The 18012-nt window shown below is 64.3% G+C and carries 14 protein-coding genes; 3 read left to right on the top strand and 11 right to left on the bottom strand.

All coding sequences use genetic code 11. The features are described 5' to 3' along the window. The first annotated feature begins 240 nt into the window (after positions 1 to 240). Entirely contained in the window at positions 241 to 750 is a 510-nt protein-coding gene (locus ASE79_RS20730; protein WP_156359518.1) for a hypothetical protein, read from the top strand. 81 nt (positions 751 to 831) lie between these two features. Continuing rightward, positions 832 to 1662: a 23S rRNA (adenine(2030)-N(6))-methyltransferase RlmJ gene (locus ASE79_RS05130; RefSeq protein ID WP_056412534.1), complete on the top strand. Its 831-nt coding sequence runs from the start codon at positions 832 to 834 to the stop codon at positions 1660 to 1662. A 287-nt stretch (positions 1663 to 1949) separates the two neighbouring features. Here ASE79_RS05130 and ASE79_RS21860 read toward each other — a convergent pair whose 3' ends face one another. The 11 genes from ASE79_RS21860 to ASE79_RS05080 form a co-directional block, all read right to left on the bottom strand. Next, the gene (locus tag ASE79_RS21860; protein ID WP_268796150.1) at positions 1950 to 2084 is read right to left on the bottom strand and encodes a hypothetical protein; all 135 of its coding nucleotides are present in this window, start codon (positions 2082 to 2084) and stop codon (positions 1950 to 1952) included. Positions 2085 to 2852: 768 nt separating this feature from the next. Next, a complete protein-coding gene (katG, locus tag ASE79_RS05125; RefSeq protein WP_056412531.1) occupies positions 2853 to 5078 on the bottom strand; it encodes a catalase/peroxidase HPI in 2226 nt (741 codons plus the stop codon). A 246-nt stretch (positions 5079 to 5324) separates the two neighbouring features. Continuing rightward, complete coding sequence (locus ASE79_RS05120) at positions 5325 to 5603, bottom strand: hypothetical protein (protein WP_056412528.1); 279 nt, start codon at positions 5601 to 5603, stop codon at positions 5325 to 5327. Positions 5604 to 5673: 70 nt separating this feature from the next. Further along, a complete protein-coding gene (locus tag ASE79_RS05115) occupies positions 5674 to 6177 on the bottom strand; it encodes a ferritin-like domain-containing protein (protein WP_056412526.1) in 504 nt (167 codons plus the stop codon). Between the two features lie 84 nt (positions 6178 to 6261). Further along, positions 6262 to 6726 carry a hypothetical protein gene (locus tag ASE79_RS20725; protein WP_156359517.1) on the bottom strand — a complete coding sequence of 155 codons (465 nt, stop codon included), beginning with the start codon at positions 6724 to 6726 and terminating at the stop codon, positions 6262 to 6264. Positions 6727 to 6807: 81 nt separating this feature from the next. Continuing rightward, positions 6808 to 7980 (bottom strand): zinc-dependent alcohol dehydrogenase, encoded by a 1173-nt coding sequence (locus tag ASE79_RS05105; RefSeq protein ID WP_056412523.1) that lies wholly within the window; start codon positions 7978 to 7980, stop codon positions 6808 to 6810. A gap of 545 nt (positions 7981 to 8525) precedes the next feature. Next, entirely contained in the window at positions 8526 to 8756 is a 231-nt protein-coding gene (locus ASE79_RS05100) for a DUF3253 domain-containing protein (protein WP_056412520.1), read from the bottom strand. A gap of 69 nt (positions 8757 to 8825) precedes the next feature. Next, positions 8826 to 9815, bottom strand: coding sequence for a hypothetical protein (locus ASE79_RS05095; protein ID WP_056412517.1), 990 nt, complete (start codon positions 9813 to 9815; stop codon positions 8826 to 8828). 17 nt (positions 9816 to 9832) lie between these two features. Then, the gene (locus tag ASE79_RS05090) at positions 9833 to 11014 is read right to left on the bottom strand and encodes a YdcF family protein (protein WP_056412514.1); all 1182 of its coding nucleotides are present in this window, start codon (positions 11012 to 11014) and stop codon (positions 9833 to 9835) included. Further along, positions 11011 to 13530, bottom strand: a complete 2520-nt coding sequence (locus ASE79_RS05085) for a TonB-dependent receptor (protein WP_056412510.1) — start codon at positions 13528 to 13530, stop codon at positions 11011 to 11013. Before ASE79_RS05085 ends, ASE79_RS05090 begins: the two co-directional genes overlap by 4 nt. A gap of 152 nt (positions 13531 to 13682) precedes the next feature. After that, positions 13683 to 14678 carry a N(4)-(beta-N-acetylglucosaminyl)-L-asparaginase gene (locus ASE79_RS05080; protein ID WP_200910307.1) on the bottom strand — a complete coding sequence of 332 codons (996 nt, stop codon included), beginning with the start codon at positions 14676 to 14678 and terminating at the stop codon, positions 13683 to 13685. Between the two features lie 217 nt (positions 14679 to 14895). Here ASE79_RS05080 and ASE79_RS05075 point away from each other — a divergent pair, with 217 nt between their 5' ends. Then, complete coding sequence (locus ASE79_RS05075; RefSeq protein ID WP_056412507.1) at positions 14896 to 17985, top strand: TonB-dependent receptor plug domain-containing protein; 3090 nt, start codon at positions 14896 to 14898, stop codon at positions 17983 to 17985. The last annotated feature ends 27 nt before the right edge of the window (positions 17986 to 18012 follow it).

Below are 18012 nucleotides of genomic sequence, written 5' to 3'. Positions count from 1 at the left end.
TGGCGTGAGGCCAGATCACCACTCCGTCCGCATTGAACAGGAAAATCTCGCCTACGCTGATTTCCTCGTCCACGGCGCTGGGCGAAGCATAGGATTCGAGGACGATCAGCTCCCTGGCTCCCTTGACCGGGAATACCAGATTTGCCGTATAGAATTTCCGATCAACACGCTTGGCCGCTACTATTTACAGTCTTGTAATTTGGCCGTCCCCGGATTTAGATCCTTATTGGGAAAGCGGCAGTGCTGCGCAACGTCGGCCATTACCATCCGCCCGAAACAGCCGGGTCGGATTGCTCTCCAATCACGACGTTTATGGCTGAATATCAGACGTCGAAAGCGGTGAACGCGGAGCTAAGGGAACGTCAGAGCTTCCCAATGTCTGGGTTTGGGTGTTGGGATCCTGACGCCCCCGGGCAGTTTCGCCCGGTGCTTAAACCCATTTGGTTTTTCACGATCCTGATGGCGACGATGCTCGCCGCGCCACCGAACAGTTTTTCCCGCACTGGTGATCTGGGTAATGCGTGCTGGAGCGGGGTATGCGCACGCGGGATCGACGGTCAAGGGCTCGACCGGCGGTCGTATGGGGGTGACGTTCGGCTGGTGAAGCTGGTTGGCGAGCGGTGGCGAACCACCGCTCGCCAAAGGCGCAGTCCTCGCGTCTTTGCCGCTGGTGACGATCGCTGGCGCAGGCTCGACGCCTCGCACAGAAGTGCGTTGAAGATTTCTGTCCGACTTTATACTGGCACCTGATCGGTTGCTTCGGTCGCCTCGCGCTCGGCAACCGCGCCCAGCCGCACGCATGAAGGTAGATCGTCAGGATTTCTGGTCGCAATGAATTATCGCCATTCCTTTCATGCCGGCAATAGTGCCGATGTCGTCAAGCACAGCCTATTGATCGCCCTCGTGCGGGCCTTGCAGCAAAAACCGGGCGCGTTGACGCTGATCGACACGCATGCTGGCTGCGGGCTGTACGATCTTGATGGCGACGACTCCCAACGCACCGGCGAGTCCACACAGGGCGTGCTGCGGGCCTTTGCGGACCCGAACCCGTTGCTGAACGACTATCGCGCCGCTGTGGAGGCCGTGAATATCGGGGCCGAGCCGCGCTTATACCCTGGCTCGCCGCGGTTTCTGGCGCAGCTTTTGCGCCCGCAGGATCTCCTGATCCTCAACGAAAAACACCCCCGGGACGCCTATACCCTGCGCGGCGTGATGCGCGACACAGCCGCTGCCGTGCATGAGCGCGACGCCTACGAGCTTTGGCTGGCGATGCTGCCGACCCGAACCGCGCGCGGCGTGGTGGTGGTCGACCCGCCGTACGAGCAGCCTGATGAGCGCGCGCGTATCACCGCAACCCTCGCTGCCGCGCACCGCAAATGGACGCATGGCGTGACGGTGATCTGGTATCCGTTGAAAGACCGCGCCACGCATACGCGGTGGAAGGAGCAGTTACGCAAGCTGCGCATCCCGAAAGTGATGGGGGTGGAGCACTGGCTGTACGACGATGACCAGCCCGGCATCTATAATGGCGCAGGCCTTTTCATCGTCAACCCGCCCTACGCCTTCACGCAGGCGCTGCCGCCCCTGCTGGAAGCCCTGCGCGCCGTGCTGGCGCCGGAGGAGCATAGCGGCGAGATCACCACCGAATGGTTGGGCGATTAGGCTCAACCTGCACTGCCCCCTTCTTCCGAAGGAGGTCTTGGTGTGCTGAAGGTTTGAAATACATCATCTCGCGAAACTGACGCTGCCCGCACCGAGTGCGGGTTCCAGGTCGTGGCGGGAGTCGAACGATTATCTCTCAACTAGGACGACCGCTCCGACCGACCTCGATGTGCTGCTGGCCCTGTTCAGCGACGCCGCTACACGAATGACCTTTCGCGCCGCTGCAGTCGATACCTCGCGGGGGAGGTCATGCGGGGAATGGCGGACACGAAACGCGGCAACGCGATCTACGCCAACGACATCGCTGCAATCGCGCCTGTGTCGCTGAACGACAGGATCGATGCGCAGAACGCCAACGATGTGCCGATCGCGAGCAACGATGCCATTCGCGGCTTGTACCGTCCCGTAACCATGCTGGTCATAGTCGTGGGCAACGAAAAGGCCGATTCAACACGGGCCCTGATCGATAAGTGGTTCGGGGGCTGGAGGCGTACGCAGCTTACATTTTGCCGAGCGCGATCGCCTCCATTGTTTCGGCGTGATCACATTCGTCCGGTCAGCTTCTCGGCGCTTGCCAAGGGCGTCGGACGGCATTGGCGACAGTGGTCATGCCGATGCCGGCCCCATGGACCTTGCAAATGACGTTTGTCATGCGCTTGCCGATGGGCGCTACCTGATCCCGCCCGAGGCGATGCTTCGCTACGCCGGCATGACGTTTCCTCAAGTCAGCACACAGGCCGTAAGCAGATGGTGGCGCGCGCAATGCGGTAGCTGCGATCGGGGTGGGAGCGGGAGGATCAACGGGAACCTCTACCTGTAAATGACTTTGACAGGTCTGTGCTTGCTCGAAGGGCGAGCGCTTTCGCTCGGTTCAGCCGTCAACTGGTGCACGCCAACGCTCTTCAGGAATAGCGTAAGACGTGCCTTTCCCCACCATCACGATCCGTCAGTTCAGCTGTTTCGTCGCTGGCTGAAGCGAGCAGTCTTACGCCGGCCGCCGAGTATAAGCGGGTTCCCCGGCCATGACCCTCGCAAGATATCCGCACGCTGCAAACCATTCTTAGTGCAGCCCTCTTTTCGAGGCCGAGTATCTCAGTCGCGCAGGCGCCGATGCGCCTGGGTTGCGGCTACGCCGTGCCCGTCCGGACCCATGCCCGGACCAACACGGCGTATCCGCGTCTATTTTAGCCTCAGGTCGCCTGGTTGGACGACACAGGCTTGGCCGTAACGTCGAAACGGTCGGCATTCATGACCTTGACCCACGCCCGGATGAAGTCGCGAACGAACTTCTGCTCGTGACCGTTCTCGGCATAGACTTCGGCCGTCGCGCGGAGCTGCGAGTTGGAGCCGAAGATCAGGTCGGTACGAGTCGCCTGCCACTTCTTCTCGCGACCGCCACGATCGTAGCCGATGAACTTCTCGTCGCTCGACGTGTCGACCAGATCCCAGAACGTGTCGTTGTCGAGCAGGTTGACGAAGAAGTCGTTGGTCAGCTGCCCCGGACGCTCGGTGAGTACGCCGTCGGGCGCGTCGCCGAAGTTTGCGCCGAGTACGCGCAGGCCACCGACCAGCACGGTCATCTCCGGCGCGGACAGCCCGAGCAGCGAAGCCTTGTCGAGCAGCAGCTCCTCGGTCTTCACCGGGTGACGCGTCTTCAGGTAGTTGCGGAACCCGTCGGCCTGCGGCTCCATCCACACGAAGCTTTCGACATCGGTCCAGTCCTGCGTTGCGTCACCGCGTCCGCCGAGGAACGGCACCGATACGTCGTGGCCAGCGTCGCGTGCCGCCTTCTCGACCGCCGCCGAACCCGCCAGCACGATCGCGTCGGCCAGCGACATATCGCCGCGCAGTTCGTTCAGCTTCGCCAGTACGAGGCTGAGCTGCTCGGGCTCGTTGACCGGCCAGTCCTTCTGCGGGGCGAGCGCGATACGCGCACCGTTCGCACCACCGCGGTGGTCCGATCGGCGATAGCTCGACGCCGACGCCCAGGCGGTCTTGACCAGCTGACCGATCGTCAGCCCGCTCGACAGAACGGCGTCCTTGAACGCAGCGACGGCGGCGTCCGACGGCGCGGTGCCTTCGGGAACCGGATCCTGCCAGATCAGCGTCTCCTCGGGGACTTCGGGTCCGAGGTAGCGGACGCGTGGCCCCATGTCGCGGTGCGTCAGCTTGAACCAGGCGCGCGCGAACGCGTCGTCGAGTGCCGACTGATCGTCGCGGAAGCGAAGTGCGATCTCGCGGAACTCGGGGTCCACCTTCAACGCCATGTCGGCCGTCGTCATCATCGTCGGCACGCGCTTGCCGGGGTCACGCGCGTCGGGTGCCATGTCCTCCGGCTCCGGGTTGACCGGCTGCCACTGCTTCGCGCCGGCCGGGCTTTCGGTCAGCTCATACTCATATTTGAACAGCAGCCGAAGATAGTCGCCGGTCCACTTGGTCGGGTTGTTCGACCATGCGCCCTCGATACCCGAGGTCGTGATATGGCCCTGGCCAATCTCTTCGCTGTCGGTCAGCCAGCCGAGGCCCTGCATGTGGACCGATTCCGAGGACGGGCTCTTGAAGTGCGGCGCGGCCTTGGCGCCATGCGCCTTGCCGAAGGCATGGCCGCCCGCGGTCAGCGCGACGGTCTCCTCGGAGTTCATCGCCATCCGCTGGAAGGTCGCCTTCATGTCGCGTGCGGACTTGAGCGCGTCGGGCTCACCGCCCGGGCCCTCGGGGTTGACGTAGATGAGACCCATCTGGATCGCAGCGAGCGGGCCTTCGAGCTCGGGCATGTCCTCGCTGATGCGAGTCTGCGCGCCCTCGTTGACCCAGAGTTCCTCTGCGCCCCAGAACGTGTCGCCCTCGGACGCGAACACGTCCTTGCGGCCGCCGGCGAAGCCGAACACCGGTCCGCCCATGCTCTCGATCGCGACGTTGCCGGCGAGGATGAACAGATCGGCCCAGCTGATGTTCTTGCCGTACTTCTGCTTGAGCGGCCACAACAGGCGACGCGCCTTGTCGAGGTTGCCGTTGTCCGGCCACGAGTTGAGCGGCTCGAACCGCTGCTGACCCGACGACGACCCGCCACGGCCATCGGTGACCCGGTAGGTGCCGGCGGCGTGCCACGCCATGCGGATCATGAAGGGGCCATAGTGACCGTAATCGGCAGGCCACCAGGCCTTGCTGTCGGTCATCAGCGCCGTCAGGTCTGCCTTGAGCGCGGCATAGTCGAGCTGCTGGAACGCCTCGGCATAGTCATATTCGTCGCCCATCGGGTCGGGGGAGACGCCGTGCTGGTGCAGCATGTCGATCGGCAGCGCATCGGGCCACCAATCCTTGTTCGTACGACCCAGCAACGAGCGGGCCTTCACCTCGCCGCCACCCTGCGGACCCATGGGGCAACCGCTGCTCTTGGGCTGTTCGTAATCGGCCATCTTGGCGTCCTCTCTCAGTGAGTCTTACCGTTATGTCCTACGATGCCGGATGTGCGTGACATTTGTCCAATCGATTATCCGGGGTAGATCGATCATGTCACTCGATCACAAGGCGGAGGCACCAACGGTCATTTCTCAACTGAAAAGACTGAGCCGGGCAATCGCCGGGCGGCTAGCCGGCTCTGCGATGCACCCCTTGTCCTGGGCCGTCACCGACAGCGGCACCGCATCGCTCCGCACCGGTATCTACAGTTCCGCGGTTTTGACCTCGGCGATTTCGGTGTTGGAAAGACCCGGCGTTTCCTCGCGCAAGAAGCGTAGAAGGTCGCTGATCTCCTTTGGGCCGAACCTCAGGTCGATATCATCCATCTGAATGGACACGGATTGTTGCCGGTCTGCCGAAAACTCGGCGACGATATCGATGCACTCTTCCAGCGTGCCCTGTCCTACCACGCCCGTTGCCGTGTCATCGGACGGTTCCGCGTCATGGATCGTAGCTGGCTCGCTCAGCGGATAAGTCGTCATTATGGTGCGCTTCCGTCGTCTAGCTGGATCGATATCGCTCGCCGACGTGACGCCGGCGAGCGATGCAGGTTTATGCGTCCTCGACGTCGATATTGACGCTCGTCTCGGCAAGCTTCGTCATATATTCGTCGCCGCCATAGATGTCCTTGGTCGCCGCACTCAACGTCTTGTGGTCATCCTTGAGACCCAGCGCCTTGGCATAGGCAGCCGCCGTGCCGAAGCCGGCGATCCCATAATGAGTCATCCGCTGATACTGCGCGATGATCATGACATCGAGCAGCGGACCCTTTTCCGGTCCCTCCTCGAGGACATGCTTGGTGGCTTCAGCGACGAGGCCTTCCATGCCCTTGCAATGCTCCTTCGAAACTTTCTCGTCGTTCGATGCGATCAGGTCCTTGAGCAGATCGGTGTGCTTTTCGATATCCGCCTGCGACTTCGTCAGCATATCCTTCAGCGACGCGTCGCTCGCCTTCGACGTGATCTTCTTCAGAACCTTCTTCATCTGGTCGTTGGCCGACCACAGATCCTTCAGCTCGTCGGTGTAGATGTCCTGGAGATCTTCGGGTGCAGACATGGGATCGTCCTTATGCGGTCACCAGGCAGAATGCGCAGTGACTGGAGGTGGGGTATGGCGGTGCAGTAGCGCGGTCCGTCGCCGTCAGCCGGCACCGGGCTGCTTCTGCTCGTCCTCGTATCGCGCGTCGGTGCCGATCTTGCCGTTGGACTCGGCCTCGGCGATCCCCGACGTCTCGACGACCTCGATCGTGCGGCCTTCGCCGGTGATCGCATGGGGTTCGCGGTCGGCATCCGGGTCGTCGGCGATCGTCGTGCGGTCACCGCCGCCCGAACCGGCGACGCCGTTGCCGGTGCTGCCACCGTCTTCGCCGGCCTGGCCGCCACCGTGATAGGCGATGTCGGTCTGACCGCCATGCGCCATGAAGCCGGTGTTGGTCTCGGTCTTGCCCGCATGGGGGTTGGGATAGGCGCCGCCGCCGCTCTCGCCCCGGTCGCTGCGGCCATGAACGTCGGCGCCGTCATTGCCGCGTGGCGCACCCGAAACTCCATCCGGTGCCCCCTTGCTCGCTGGGTTACCGGGAACCGGGGTATGAACCGTATCACGCATCGGTACGTCCTTTTGACTGTAGTGGATCAAGAGGATGCCGCCCCGGTCCGCTCGGCAGGAGCGGACCGGGGCGGGCAGGGGTTACGGCCGCAGCACGACCTTGATGACGCCGTCCTGCTTGTCGCGGAACTTCTGGTACATCTCGGGCGCGTCCTCGAGGCTGGCCGGGTGAGTCACCACGAAGCTCGGATCGATGTCGCCGGCCTCGATCCGCGCGAGCAGCGGCTTGGTATAGGCCTGGACGTGCGTCTGGCCGGTCTTGATCGTCAGGCCCTTGTTCATCATCGCGCCGATGGGGATCTTGTCGCCCATCCCGACATAGACGCCGGGGATCGACACCGTGCCGCCCATCCGGCAGCTCATGATCGCCTCGCGCAGAACGTGAACGCGGTCGGTCGCGAGGAACGTCGCCGCCTTCACCTTGTCGATCACCGCATCGACGGCGCCGTGCCCGGACGCCTCGGCACCCACCGCGTCGATGCAGCTGTCGGGGCCGCGACCCTTGGTGCGGAACTGGAGCTCGTCATAGACGCTGTCGACCTCGGCGAAGTTGATCGTCTCCGCACCGCCGGCCTCGGCCATCGCCAGACGCTCGGGCACTTCGTCGATCGCGATCACGCGGCCCGCGCCAAGCATCAGCGCCGAGCGGATCGCGAACTGGCCGACCGGGCCGCAGCCCCAGATCGCCACGGTGTCGCCCTCCTCGATGTTCGCATTCTCGGCAGCCATATAGCCGGTCGGGAAGATGTCGGAGAGGAACAGCGCCTGATCGTCGGTGACGTTGTCGGGCACCTTGATCGGGCCGATATCGGCCATCGGCACGCGCAGATACTCGGCCTGGCCACCGCAATAGCCGCCCAGCATGTGGCTGAACCCGAACAGCCCGGCGGGCGAATGGCCCATCGCCTTGATCGCGAGTTCGGCATTCGGATTGGTCCGCTCGCACGCAGAGAACAGTCCCTTGCGACAGAAGAAGCAATCGCCGCAGCTGATCGTGAACGGCACGACGACTCGGTCGCCGATCTTCAGATTGGTGACTTCCGACCCGAGTGCGACGACGACGCCCATATTCTCGTGCCCGAGAATGTCGCCCGGCTTCATCGTCGGCTGGTAGCCGTCAAGCAAATGAAGGTCGGACCCGCAGATCGCGCAAGCCGAGACCTTGATGATCGCGTCGCGCGGATGCTGGATCTCGGGATCCGCGACAGTGTCGACCCGAACATCGCCTTTTCCATGCCAAACCAGTGCACGCATCAGAAGTCTCCGTCTTAGAAATTACAGTAATTGGCGCACGCGCGGCAAATCTTTGGTCACAGGCAAGATTAGACAGCGCCGAAAACGTCGGACAGTCCTCTATAATCTTGTGTAACGTCGCCGTGATCTTTCGGCCGCCACGTCTTTTTACCGGGACGGTCAGCGTGGGCGTTTCCTGGAGAGTATAGCGATTCTAATGTCAAAATCGTTCCTGCCGAACGACGATATCCATCGCTTTATATTTCGGATTGATTCGGATCAGTGCTGATCGATGTGAGCAAAAATCCAAACCGAATGAATAAAAATCATACATCGTAGTGACTTGTTGATATCAACTGCGCTGAATATCATTGCTGCTCTATCTACGATGCTATCGAAATCAGGGCCTTTATCGTCGAGATCGGCGACAGGCACGCCTCCCTGTCTCGACGGCGTTAGCTCTGTTTCGGCAGCTTGATTCGCGTCGGCATCAAGACGGCACGTGTCTGCGGTCAGCGCCCGCCTCAAGCGTCGCGGCGTCGATGCGTCAGGAGCAGGGCCTGGCCTCAGTCGTTACGGCGGATCCTGTACGGTCCTGATCGCGCTCCAAGCTGCTGCCCCTTCCAGCTGAGCCGTACGAGTCCGTCGCCGACCAGTTCGTCTATCGCGGCGTGGACCGCGGGCATCGCGCCGCGCCAATCCTCCGCGATCGCGCGAGCCACCTCGCTCGGGCATATCGTCGCGCCCGGTGCGCGGCGTTCCAGTAGCGACAGCGTCACGGCCTTGGCATCGATCATTCAGGCTGCGTCGGCCCCGCACGCCAATCGGTCAAGCGATTGGCTGACGGATTTGCGGGCTCAGGGTGATCAGTCCGCCGCCGACCCCGTTTCGGCGTTGAACCGCGGGTTCGCGAAATCGATCGGGGAGGGGCGTATCTCGGCGGGCGTGGTCGCGCTCTCGGTCCAGGCGCGGCAGAGCATGTCGCGGAGCATCGCCGCACCGGCGGTCGTCTGCGTGTAGACCAGCGCGCGCACGTCCTTGTCGGTGAAATCGGCGAACCCGTTCCGCTTCTCGAGGGCGTAGACGCGTTCCATCTTGTCGCCGGCGTCGTCGAGAAAGGCGAGGATCGCGTCGAACATGTCGCCGTCGCGGTGCCCTGGCGCGCCGATCCGCGGCGTGATGTCGGCGGCGGTCAGTTTCATCCCGTCGACGAAGCGGCTCTCGAACCGGCCGTGGATCGACTTGTCGGTGGTGTAGCCCTTCGGATTGGGCCCACGCCAGCCATCGCTGTTGACCGAGTCGTGCAGAGGCTGCGCGCCGTCGCCGATATAATGGCCAAGGCGGATGACGTCGAAGCCGCAGTGCTGTTCGGCGAACGCGCTGTCGCGGCCAGCCTGCTTTGCAGCGCGAACGTCGCGCATGCAGACCACAATCCGCTCATAGGCCTCGATTGCGGCATAAGGCAGCGTCCCGGTCCAGCGCACGTTGGTGCGCGCCGCGGTGGCGGGATCGGTGCGCTTGATCTTCTCATGCTGTTTGAACACCGCGATGACGAATTCATAGCGTGAGCGGGGGATCGGTTTCAGGAAGGTGAACTGCTCGCGGAACCAGCCATGGTTCGGATCCTCCGCGATCTTCGAGAAATTCTCGGACGCGTTACGCCACGCGTCGGGCAGCGACGCCGACCCGGCGATATAGTCGACCTGGCGCCGCAGGAAGACCGGGCCGTCGTCAGGGATGGACTCGATCGCGGCGCGGTCGATCACGGCATGCGCGGTGCCACCCCAGGCCTGCGCCGAGGTGGGGATCAGGGTCATGGCAAGACCGGCGATCGTGGCGAGCAGGGCAGGGCGCATCACAGGTTCCAGACGGATCAGGGATCGAGGGGATCGCGCGGGTCGACGCGCAGCGATAGTGGCGACGGGCGAAACTCGAGTTCGGTCGGCGACCCCCGCCGGCCGACTTGCCCGGGAGCATAGCCCAGTTCGGCCACATTGCGTTGCGCGAACGCGCCGCTGGCGATCGTCTCGCTCTGGCCCGGATTGCAGACGATCACCGCGTCCTTGTCGAGCGGTGCGCCCAGCGCGACGAGCAGGCGCGTGGCGTTGCGCAAATTGGTCGTGGTGTGGCGGGCATAGGGTTCGACGACGATCGCGTCCGCCGGCACGCCATAGCGGTCGATCAACGCGGACCGCATCTGCTCGGCTTCGGTAAAGCGGGTCGCGCGGGGATGCGCGCGTCCGCCGGTGACGATGATGACCGCGATGTCGCCGCGCGCATAGCGCTCCGCGGCAAGGCGGATATGGTATTTCCCGAGCGGGCTGAGCGCTGCGTCGGGTGTCTCCGGCCCGACGCCGGTGACGATCATCGCGCTGTAGCGCCACCGCGTCCAGTCGAGCGAGCGCGCGCGCTTGGCGGGCGCGGCGTTCAGGCCAGCCATCAGCGGATCGAAGCCGATCGCGTCGGTGCGGTCGCTGACGTCGAGCAGGGCCAGCGCGAAGTCCATGCTGGTATCGAGCGCCTGTACCGATCGCGCGCGCGGCGTGCGCGACAGCCAGTCGGCGGCCTGCAGTCGCGTACGGACCTCCATCGGGTCGATCGGGCCTGCCCCATCGATCTGGGGGTATCGCGGCAGCTGGCCAAGGCCATAGGTGCGCAGCACGGTGTTGATCCCCTCGATCTCGCGCCTGGCCTGCGCCGCGCTGCCGTCGTCGGCGGAAGACGTGCCTTCCGGTACTGCCGTGGCGAGGACCGCGGTCTCGGGCGGGGTCCAAACCAGCGCCTGCACGATGCAGCCCAAATCGTCGGCGCACGCGGCCCGCCGCTCGGCCCGCGTCGCCAACATCGCCGCGACACCCGGTTTCGCCTTTAGCTGTGCCACCCCGCCCGGATCCGTGCCGATCGCGTCGAGCAGCGGGAACAGCCGGCGCGACAAGGCGCCGATGACCCGGTCGCTGACCGGGCCCGCCTGTGCCCGAGCGACGACCGGCGCGGCACTGGCCGGCGCGCCCGCAAAGCCGAGGATCGCGGCGGCAAGTGCAAACCCGGACCTCACCAGGATTTACCCACGACGAGACGGACATTCCGTCCGAAGATCGGACGGCCGTAGATCGCTTCGGAACTGCCCTGACCACTCAACTGATCGGTACGCGTGTTGCCCTCGGTCAGGCCATGCGCGTTGAACAGATTGTCGCCGACCACCTGCACCTGCCACGTGCCATGGCGCACCGTCACGCCGGCGCCGGTCGTGCCGTACGCCGGCAGCGCGGTATTGTTGTACAGGTCGACGAAGCGCTTCCCCATATAGGTATAGCGGCCATAGACCGACACCGCGTTGTCGCCGAGATCGAAGTCGAAGCTCGGGCGGATGTTGCCGTAGATCTTGGACTGCCGAACGATCTGCTTGCCCTCCGCCTGGACGGGATCGGCGCCGGTCGAGCTCTGGAAGTTCTTGTACTTGGGATCGCTGATCGTCAGCGCGCCGTTGAGCGAGAACCATGAGGTCAGCGCGAGCGATCCGTCGAATTCGACCCCCTTGACCTGCGCTTCGCCGATGAAGGGGATGTTGACGTCGTTGCGCCCGGTCGACGGGTCGAACGCGAGGAACGAGGCGTTGAGCGGATCGAAATTGGTGTAGAAACCGGTGACGTACAGATAGGACCGGCCCGCCGCCAGCTTCAGCCCGGCCTCATATTGATCGGCGATCGTGGTCAGGATCGTCGGGTTGATGCTCATCACGGTCTGCACGCTCGGCGGGGTCTCGAGATGCGAGGCGCGACCGTAGACGCCGATGTGCCGGTTGAAGTCGTAATTGGCGCCCGCGGTCCAGTTCGTGACGTGCGGCTTGCCCGTCTGGTTGATGATGTTGCCCGTAAACGCGCGCGTCGTGTCGTCGGCCAGCGTCGCGCCGTTGCCGAGATTGGCCTGCCCGGTCAGCGCGGCATAGCCCGTGTAGCTGTAGCGCTCGTGGCGAATGCCCGCGTCGAACCGCAGCCCGGGGAGGAGTTCCCAGGTGTCGTTGGCGAACAGCGCGATCATCTTCGCATCGGAATTGCCGCGTGTCAGCGTCGCGGCATAGTTGAGCACGCCCTTATCGGTGACGGACCCGATGCGCGTCCCGGCGGCGTTATAGGCGACCAGGTCGAGCGTCCGCGGCTTGCCCGCCACCTCGATCAGGTAATTCTGGTAGATCGTCCGGCTATCCTCGCCGTAAAGGCTGCCATATACGCCGAGCTTGAGATCGTGGCTGCCGAAGCCGGTTTCGAATTTCTTGGCGACCGACAGGTTGATCTGGTTCGAATAGAATTTCGAGTGGATGTCGCGGTACTGGCCCTGCAGGACGAGGCCGGAGGCGGCATAGGGGTCGTAGACCGTGTCGGTGCCCGCGAGCACATAGCCGAGCGACGCGACGGGTCCGAACGCGGTCGTCGCGCGCGCCCGATAGCCACTGGCGAAGCTGTTCGCATCGACCGGGTTGGTGGTCGAGTAGAAGGCGTTGAAATCCAGCTTGCCCATCGTGAAGCCGGCCTTTGCCGACACCAGCCAGCCATCGAACTCCGCGTCGTATTGCGTACCGATGTTGATCATCCGCATGTGGCGGCCATCGGCAAGGTCGCTCGCCTGGTTCTGCACCACGCCCGCGCCATCGCGGTAGCGCAGGTTGACGTTGCGCAGCGCCGGCGAGTTCATCGTGCCGGAGAAATAGTCGATGTAGCGATCGAGCGAGACCGCCGGATTGCGCGGGTCGGCGGTCGGGATCGGCAGGTAGAACACGTTGTGATCGTTGACGTAGTTGACGCTGAGCCGGAGCGAGCCGTTGTCGAGATCGTGCTTGATATTGGCGCGGAACTGGCCGCCCTTGTCGTTGGGAAAGCCGTTGTCGCGGTAGCCGTCGTGATAGCGCACAAAGCCACCGACCGCGTAATAGGTCTTGCCGCCCAGAGGCCCGGACTGGACGATATCCGCACGGTAGAGACCGGTGTCGCCGATCGTCACCTGCGCCTTGCCGCGCACCTCGTCGCGCCCCGTCACCTCGATCGCGTTGACGATCGCGCCCGAATAGCTGGCATAGACAGGGGCGGGGCCGCCGCGGACGACCTCGACCCGCTCGGTCATCAGATCGGGCTTCAGGATCGCATCGCCGCGGAAGAACACGCCGTCATTCTCGTGGAACAGCGGCAGGCCGTCCTGCTGGAAACTGACGAAGCCGCCATCGTTCGGCAGGCCGCGGATTCGGTAGATGTTCTGCACTTCGCCGCCGGTGATCTCGGTCTGGAAGCCGGGCAACTGGCCGATCAGGTCGGCGAAGTTGACCGGGGCGATCTTCTCAATGTCCGCCTGCGAGACGACGTTGATCGCATAGGATGCATCGAAGCGGCGTTGCGCGCGGGTCGAGCCGGTGACGATGACGTCCCCCTTGCTCTCCTCTGGAGCCGCGGACTGGCCGCTTGCCGGAGCGGGATCGGCCGCCGTCGCCGAAGCCGCATCGGTGGCCTGCGCTCGAGCCGGGATGGCGAAGGCGGCGGACATTGCGAGAAACGCGGTGCCGGTCGCGAGAACGGATTTGAGCATGGGCCCCCCAGAAGCGCTACGCCGCCGAAGCGGCCATCACGGTCCCGTTGGTGTCCAAATGTTACAGCTTGAATTATCGGACCAAAAAAATACCAATTCTGCCAAGCCGCAAATTCCGAAGACGCGGCCGAGACCGGCCTTGCGCGCCAATATTACGCCTGAAAGAGCGAGCGTGCCTTGCGTATCGATGTCGTTCCGCTCGCATCGGTCACGGCATAGGTAAAGCCGGGCAGCAGACAGTAGGCGCCGACATTGCCGTGCGGGTCGAGCGCGAGGAAGCCGACCTGGACGCCCCGGATCGCGTCGCCGCGCAATTTGGCGATGTGGCGAACGACGTCTTCGCACGCCTTTTGCGGGGTGGCGCCGGCCCGCATCGACGCGACGACGCGCGCCGATCCGGCAACGCGGGTCACTTCCTCGCCAAGCCCGGTCGATGTCGCGCCGCCGACGCCGGCCTCGACGTACAGACCCGAGCCGACCTGCGGCGAATCGCCGACGCGGCCGCGCATCTTGAACGCCATGCCGGACGTCGTGCACGCCCCCGCCATGCGGCCGTCGAGCGTGCGCGCGAGCAAGCCGATCGTGTCGTGATCGAGCGCACCGCCGGGCGTACGGGTGATACGGTTCTCGCTATTGGCCTCGGGTCGGTACTTTGAGGTCTTGAGCCAGTCGCGCCACGCCTTTTCCGCTTCGGGGGTGAGCAGCTTTTCCTGCGGAAACCCCTGCTCGCGCGCGAAGGTCGTCGCGCCTTCGCCGACCAGCATCGTGTGCGGCGTCCGCTCCATCACCCGCCGCGCGACCGAAATCGCGTGCGTCGTATTCTCCAGCGCCGCGACCGCGCCGACGCCGCCGGCATCGTCCATGATGACCGCATCGAGCGTGACGCGCCCGTCGCGGTCGGGATAGCCCGAATAGCCGACGCTATGGTTGTTCGGATCCGCCTCCGGCACCATGCCGCCTGCCTCTACCGCGTCGATCAGCGATCCGCCTGCGCGCATCCTGGCAAAGGCGGCGGCGTTCGCGGCGGCACCGAAATCCCAGGTGGACAGGATGATCGCGCCGGCGGCGGCCGGGGTGGAACGCTGCGCGGCGCGCGCGAGGCCCGCGGTAAAGGGCAGTGCGCCAAGGCCGCTCAGCGCCGCCAGCATGGACCGTCTCGTCGTCACAGTTTGATCCCCCGTCCGAATGTCCACCGACGCTATCGCAGCGATCGCCAAGGCACCAGTTATAACGCGATCCCGTAACATCTCATCGCGAATGTCTTAGATAGGTATTGTTCAGGTATTGACTAATATGACAAATCCACGAAACCTGCCGTCCGAACCGGTCAAGGCGTCAGGGCGCAGCCGGGTAAGGGATAATCATATGATCTTCGACCAGACTGTGTCGCGTATCGCTCTTGCGGGATCGCTGCTGTTTTGTGCGGTCCCTGCGATGGCGCAGGATGGCGCGGCTGATCCGGCGCAGGCTCCGGGGCAGGCACCGGCCCAGGCTCCGGCACAAACACCGGCGCAGGCCAAGGTCGAGGCGGACGCCGCGACCGCGCTTGCCGGACCCGATCGTGCGCCCGCGTCGGACGACACGGTCGTCGTGACCGGATCGCGCATCCAGCGCCCGAACATGACGTCGGCCGCGCCGATCACGTCGGTGACTTCGCAGGACATTCGCGCGCAGGCGGCGGTCAATGTCGAGGACGTGCTCAACCGCCTCCCGCAGGTCGCGCCCGACAGCCAGCAGACCTATGCCGATTCCGACGGCCGCCAGCGCATCAAGCTGCGCAGCCTCGGGTTCGAGCGAACTTTGGTGCTGATCGACGGCAAGCGCATCGGCACGCAGAACGGCCAGGACGTCGGCATCATCCCGCCCTCGCTGCTCGAGCGGGTCGACGTGCTGACCGGCGGCGCCTCGTCGGTCTACGGATCGGACGCGGTCGCCGGCGTCGTCAACTTCGTCCTCAAGAAGGATTTCGAGGGCCTTCAGATCGACGGCAACTATAATTTCTACAACCACAACAACAAGGACACGGTCGTGTCGTCGCTGGCGCGCGCGAACGGGTTCAACAGCGCGCGGGGGCTGTCGAACGATGGCGGTCGCGCCGACATCACGCTCACCGCTGGCAAGAAGCTGTTCGACGGCGCGCTGCGCATCAACGGCTTCGTCAACTACAAGCACACCGATGAAGTGCTGCTGTCGGACCGGTCGAACTCGGGCTGCTACCTCACGCAGACGAGCCTCAACGCGCCGATCTCGTGCGGGCTGACGCCGAGCAGCTCGACCAGCGGCCTGATTTCGCCGCTCGACGGCGAAGGTGTCGCCAAGGGGCAGTATGTGAACAACCCCAACGGCACGCGCACTTTCGTTCCGTACGGTCCGGGCGCGGGCAATGCGTCGAACTATTTCAGCAACTATGCCTATCAGCGGCCGTCGGAGCGGGTGAACGCGGGCGGCTTCGTCAGCCTCGACATCGCGCCGGACGCGGAGCTCTATGCGTCGGGCATATGGTTCCGCGACAAGTCGTCCAACCGCTATCCCGGGATCGCCGGCGGTCAGGTAGACGTCAACTGCAACAATCCGTTCCTCTCGGCATCGCAGGCCGGCACGATCTGCGGCGCGGCCGCCGGCACCGCCGCGACCGCGCCGATCGACATTCGCTACCGCCTCGGCGAGAACAACGATCAGGCCGATCAGTATCTGAACAAAGGCCTGCGCCTCACCGGCGGCTTGCGCGGCAAGGCCGGCGATGCGTGGACCTACGATGTCGGCGGCGTCTATGCGCGCAACAGCCAGGACTACACGCCGACCTTCGTCAACCAGGCCAACCTGCAGAATGCGATCAACGTCGGCGGCACGCGCGCCGCGCCGACCTGCGCCACCACCACCGATGCCGCGTGCGTGCCGTTCGATGCGTTCAGCGCGGGCAACACCAATCCGGCGCTGATCGACTATCTCTTCGACCGCGGTACGTCGAAGACCGTCGGCACGCTGTACGACGTGCAGGCCAACATCACCGGCGACCTCGGCAAATACGGCATCACGTCGCCGTTCGCCGAGCAGGGCGTCGCGATCGCGCTCGGCACCGAATATCGCAAGGACACGCTGAAATCGACCGCCGACGCGGCCTATCGTGCCGGGCTGGGCGGCACCGACACCTATCTCAAGCAGGACGTCTGGGAAGCCAATATCGAGGTGCAGGCGCCGCTCGTCGAGCATAAGCGCTTCGTCGACCTGCTGCAGGCGAACGGCGGCTACCGCGTGTCGAAGTACAGCAGCAATCCGAGCACGTTCAACACCTGGAAGATCGAAGGGCTCTACGCACCGGTCAGCGACCTGACGTTCCGCGCGTCGTTCAACAAGGCGCAGCGCGCGCCGACGGTGACCGAGATCCGGCAGGCGACCAACGTCGAATTCGCGCGCGGCGGTTCGGGCACGATCAACGATTTCTGCGCGCCGACCGTCACCACCGACGCGAACGGCGGCATCACCTATGGCGCGCCGGTCGCCTCGCGCGACGTGTGCCGCGCGACCGGCCTGTCCGACGCGCTGTACGGCAGCCCGACGCTGATCTGTCCGGGCGATGCCTCGACCGGCGCGACCGGGTGCACGGTGCGGTCGGGCGGCTTCACCGCCGAGCCCGAGACCGCCTACACCCAGACCTACGGCCTGATCGTGAAGCCGCATTTCATTCGCGGGCTGGTCTTCTCGGTCGATCGCTACCGGATCAAGATCAACGATTCGCTCGGCTATAACGATTACAGCTATTATACCGATGGCTGCCAGCGTTCGAACGGCGATGCGTTCTTCTGCCAGGGCATCGTCCGCAACCCCGGCACCGGGACGCTCTACTCGCCGGCATCGGGCAACCCGACCACGGGCTATATCCGCCAGGGTACGACCAACTATTACACCTCGATCGCGCAGGGCTGGGATTTCCAGGCCCAATATGCGCTCGACCTCGCGGCGGCGGGCAAGATCGACTGGAGCTTCAACGGCTCGCTGACGACCTTTGCCGGCGGTCAGGATTCGCCGGTCCAGCCCGAGCGCAATTGCGTGGGCTATTACGGCAATGGCTGCGGGCAGCTGATCCCGAAATGGTCGCACGGCCTGCGCACGACCTATACGACGATGGACAAGGTGTTCAGCGCGTCGTTCAACTGGCGCTATGTCGGTTCGCTCACCAATGCGGACAATTCGGGCGATCCGGCGATCGGCGGTACGCCCGAGCGCGAACGCACGAGCTATTACCACATCGCACCGCAGAGCTATTTCGACCTCGCGCTCAACTTCGCGATCGACAAGGCGTTCTCGCTGCGGCTGATCGCGAACAACCTGCTCGACAAGAGCCCGCCGATCGTGCCGGACTCGTACAATGTGGCGCTCGCGCGCACCAACACGATCCCCTCGCGCTACGACTCGCTGGGCCGCAACATCGCAATCGGTGCCACCGTCCGCTTCTGACGCGCACTGCAAGACTTGGAGGGCTCG

Source organism: Sphingomonas sp. Leaf28, from assembly GCF_001421685.1.
Classification (GTDB): Bacteria; Pseudomonadota; Alphaproteobacteria; order Sphingomonadales; family Sphingomonadaceae; genus Sphingomonas; species Sphingomonas aurantiaca.
The sequence above is the reverse complement of the archived record's forward strand: the minus strand, read 5'-3'. Positions and strand labels throughout refer to the sequence as shown.

What these genes read in the sequence shown, in the direction of transcription:
- ASE79_RS05105 (WP_056412523.1), bottom strand. Translation starts at nt 7,980, where the DNA reads ATGCGTGCACTGGTTTGGCATGGAAAAGGCGATGTTCGGGTCGACACT.
- ASE79_RS20725 (WP_156359517.1), bottom strand. Translation starts at nt 6,726, where the DNA reads ATGCGTGATACGGTTCATACCCCGGTTCCCGGTAACCCAGCGAGCAAG.
- ASE79_RS05120 (WP_056412528.1), bottom strand. Translation starts at nt 5,603, where the DNA reads ATGACGACTTATCCGCTGAGCGAGCCAGCTACGATCCATGACGCGGAA.
- ASE79_RS21860 (WP_268796150.1), bottom strand. Translation starts at nt 2,084, where the DNA reads ATGACCAGCATGGTTACGGGACGGTACAAGCCGCGAATGGCATCGTTG.
- ASE79_RS05115 (WP_056412526.1), bottom strand. Translation starts at nt 6,177, where the DNA reads ATGTCTGCACCCGAAGATCTCCAGGACATCTACACCGACGAGCTGAAG.
- ASE79_RS05080 (WP_200910307.1), bottom strand. Translation starts at nt 14,678, where the DNA reads ATGCTGGCGGCGCTGAGCGGCCTTGGCGCACTGCCCTTTACCGCGGGC.
- ASE79_RS05100 (WP_056412520.1), bottom strand. Translation starts at nt 8,756, where the DNA reads ATGATCGATGCCAAGGCCGTGACGCTGTCGCTACTGGAACGCCGCGCA.
- ASE79_RS05095 (WP_056412517.1), bottom strand. Translation starts at nt 9,815, where the DNA reads ATGCGCCCTGCCCTGCTCGCCACGATCGCCGGTCTTGCCATGACCCTG.
- ASE79_RS05075 (WP_056412507.1), top strand. Translation starts at nt 14,896, where the DNA reads ATGATCTTCGACCAGACTGTGTCGCGTATCGCTCTTGCGGGATCGCTG.
- katG (WP_056412531.1), bottom strand. Translation starts at nt 5,078, where the DNA reads ATGGCCGATTACGAACAGCCCAAGAGCAGCGGTTGCCCCATGGGTCCG.
- ASE79_RS05085 (WP_056412510.1), bottom strand. Translation starts at nt 13,530, where the DNA reads ATGCTCAAATCCGTTCTCGCGACCGGCACCGCGTTTCTCGCAATGTCC.
- ASE79_RS05130 (WP_056412534.1), top strand. Translation starts at nt 832, where the DNA reads ATGAATTATCGCCATTCCTTTCATGCCGGCAATAGTGCCGATGTCGTC.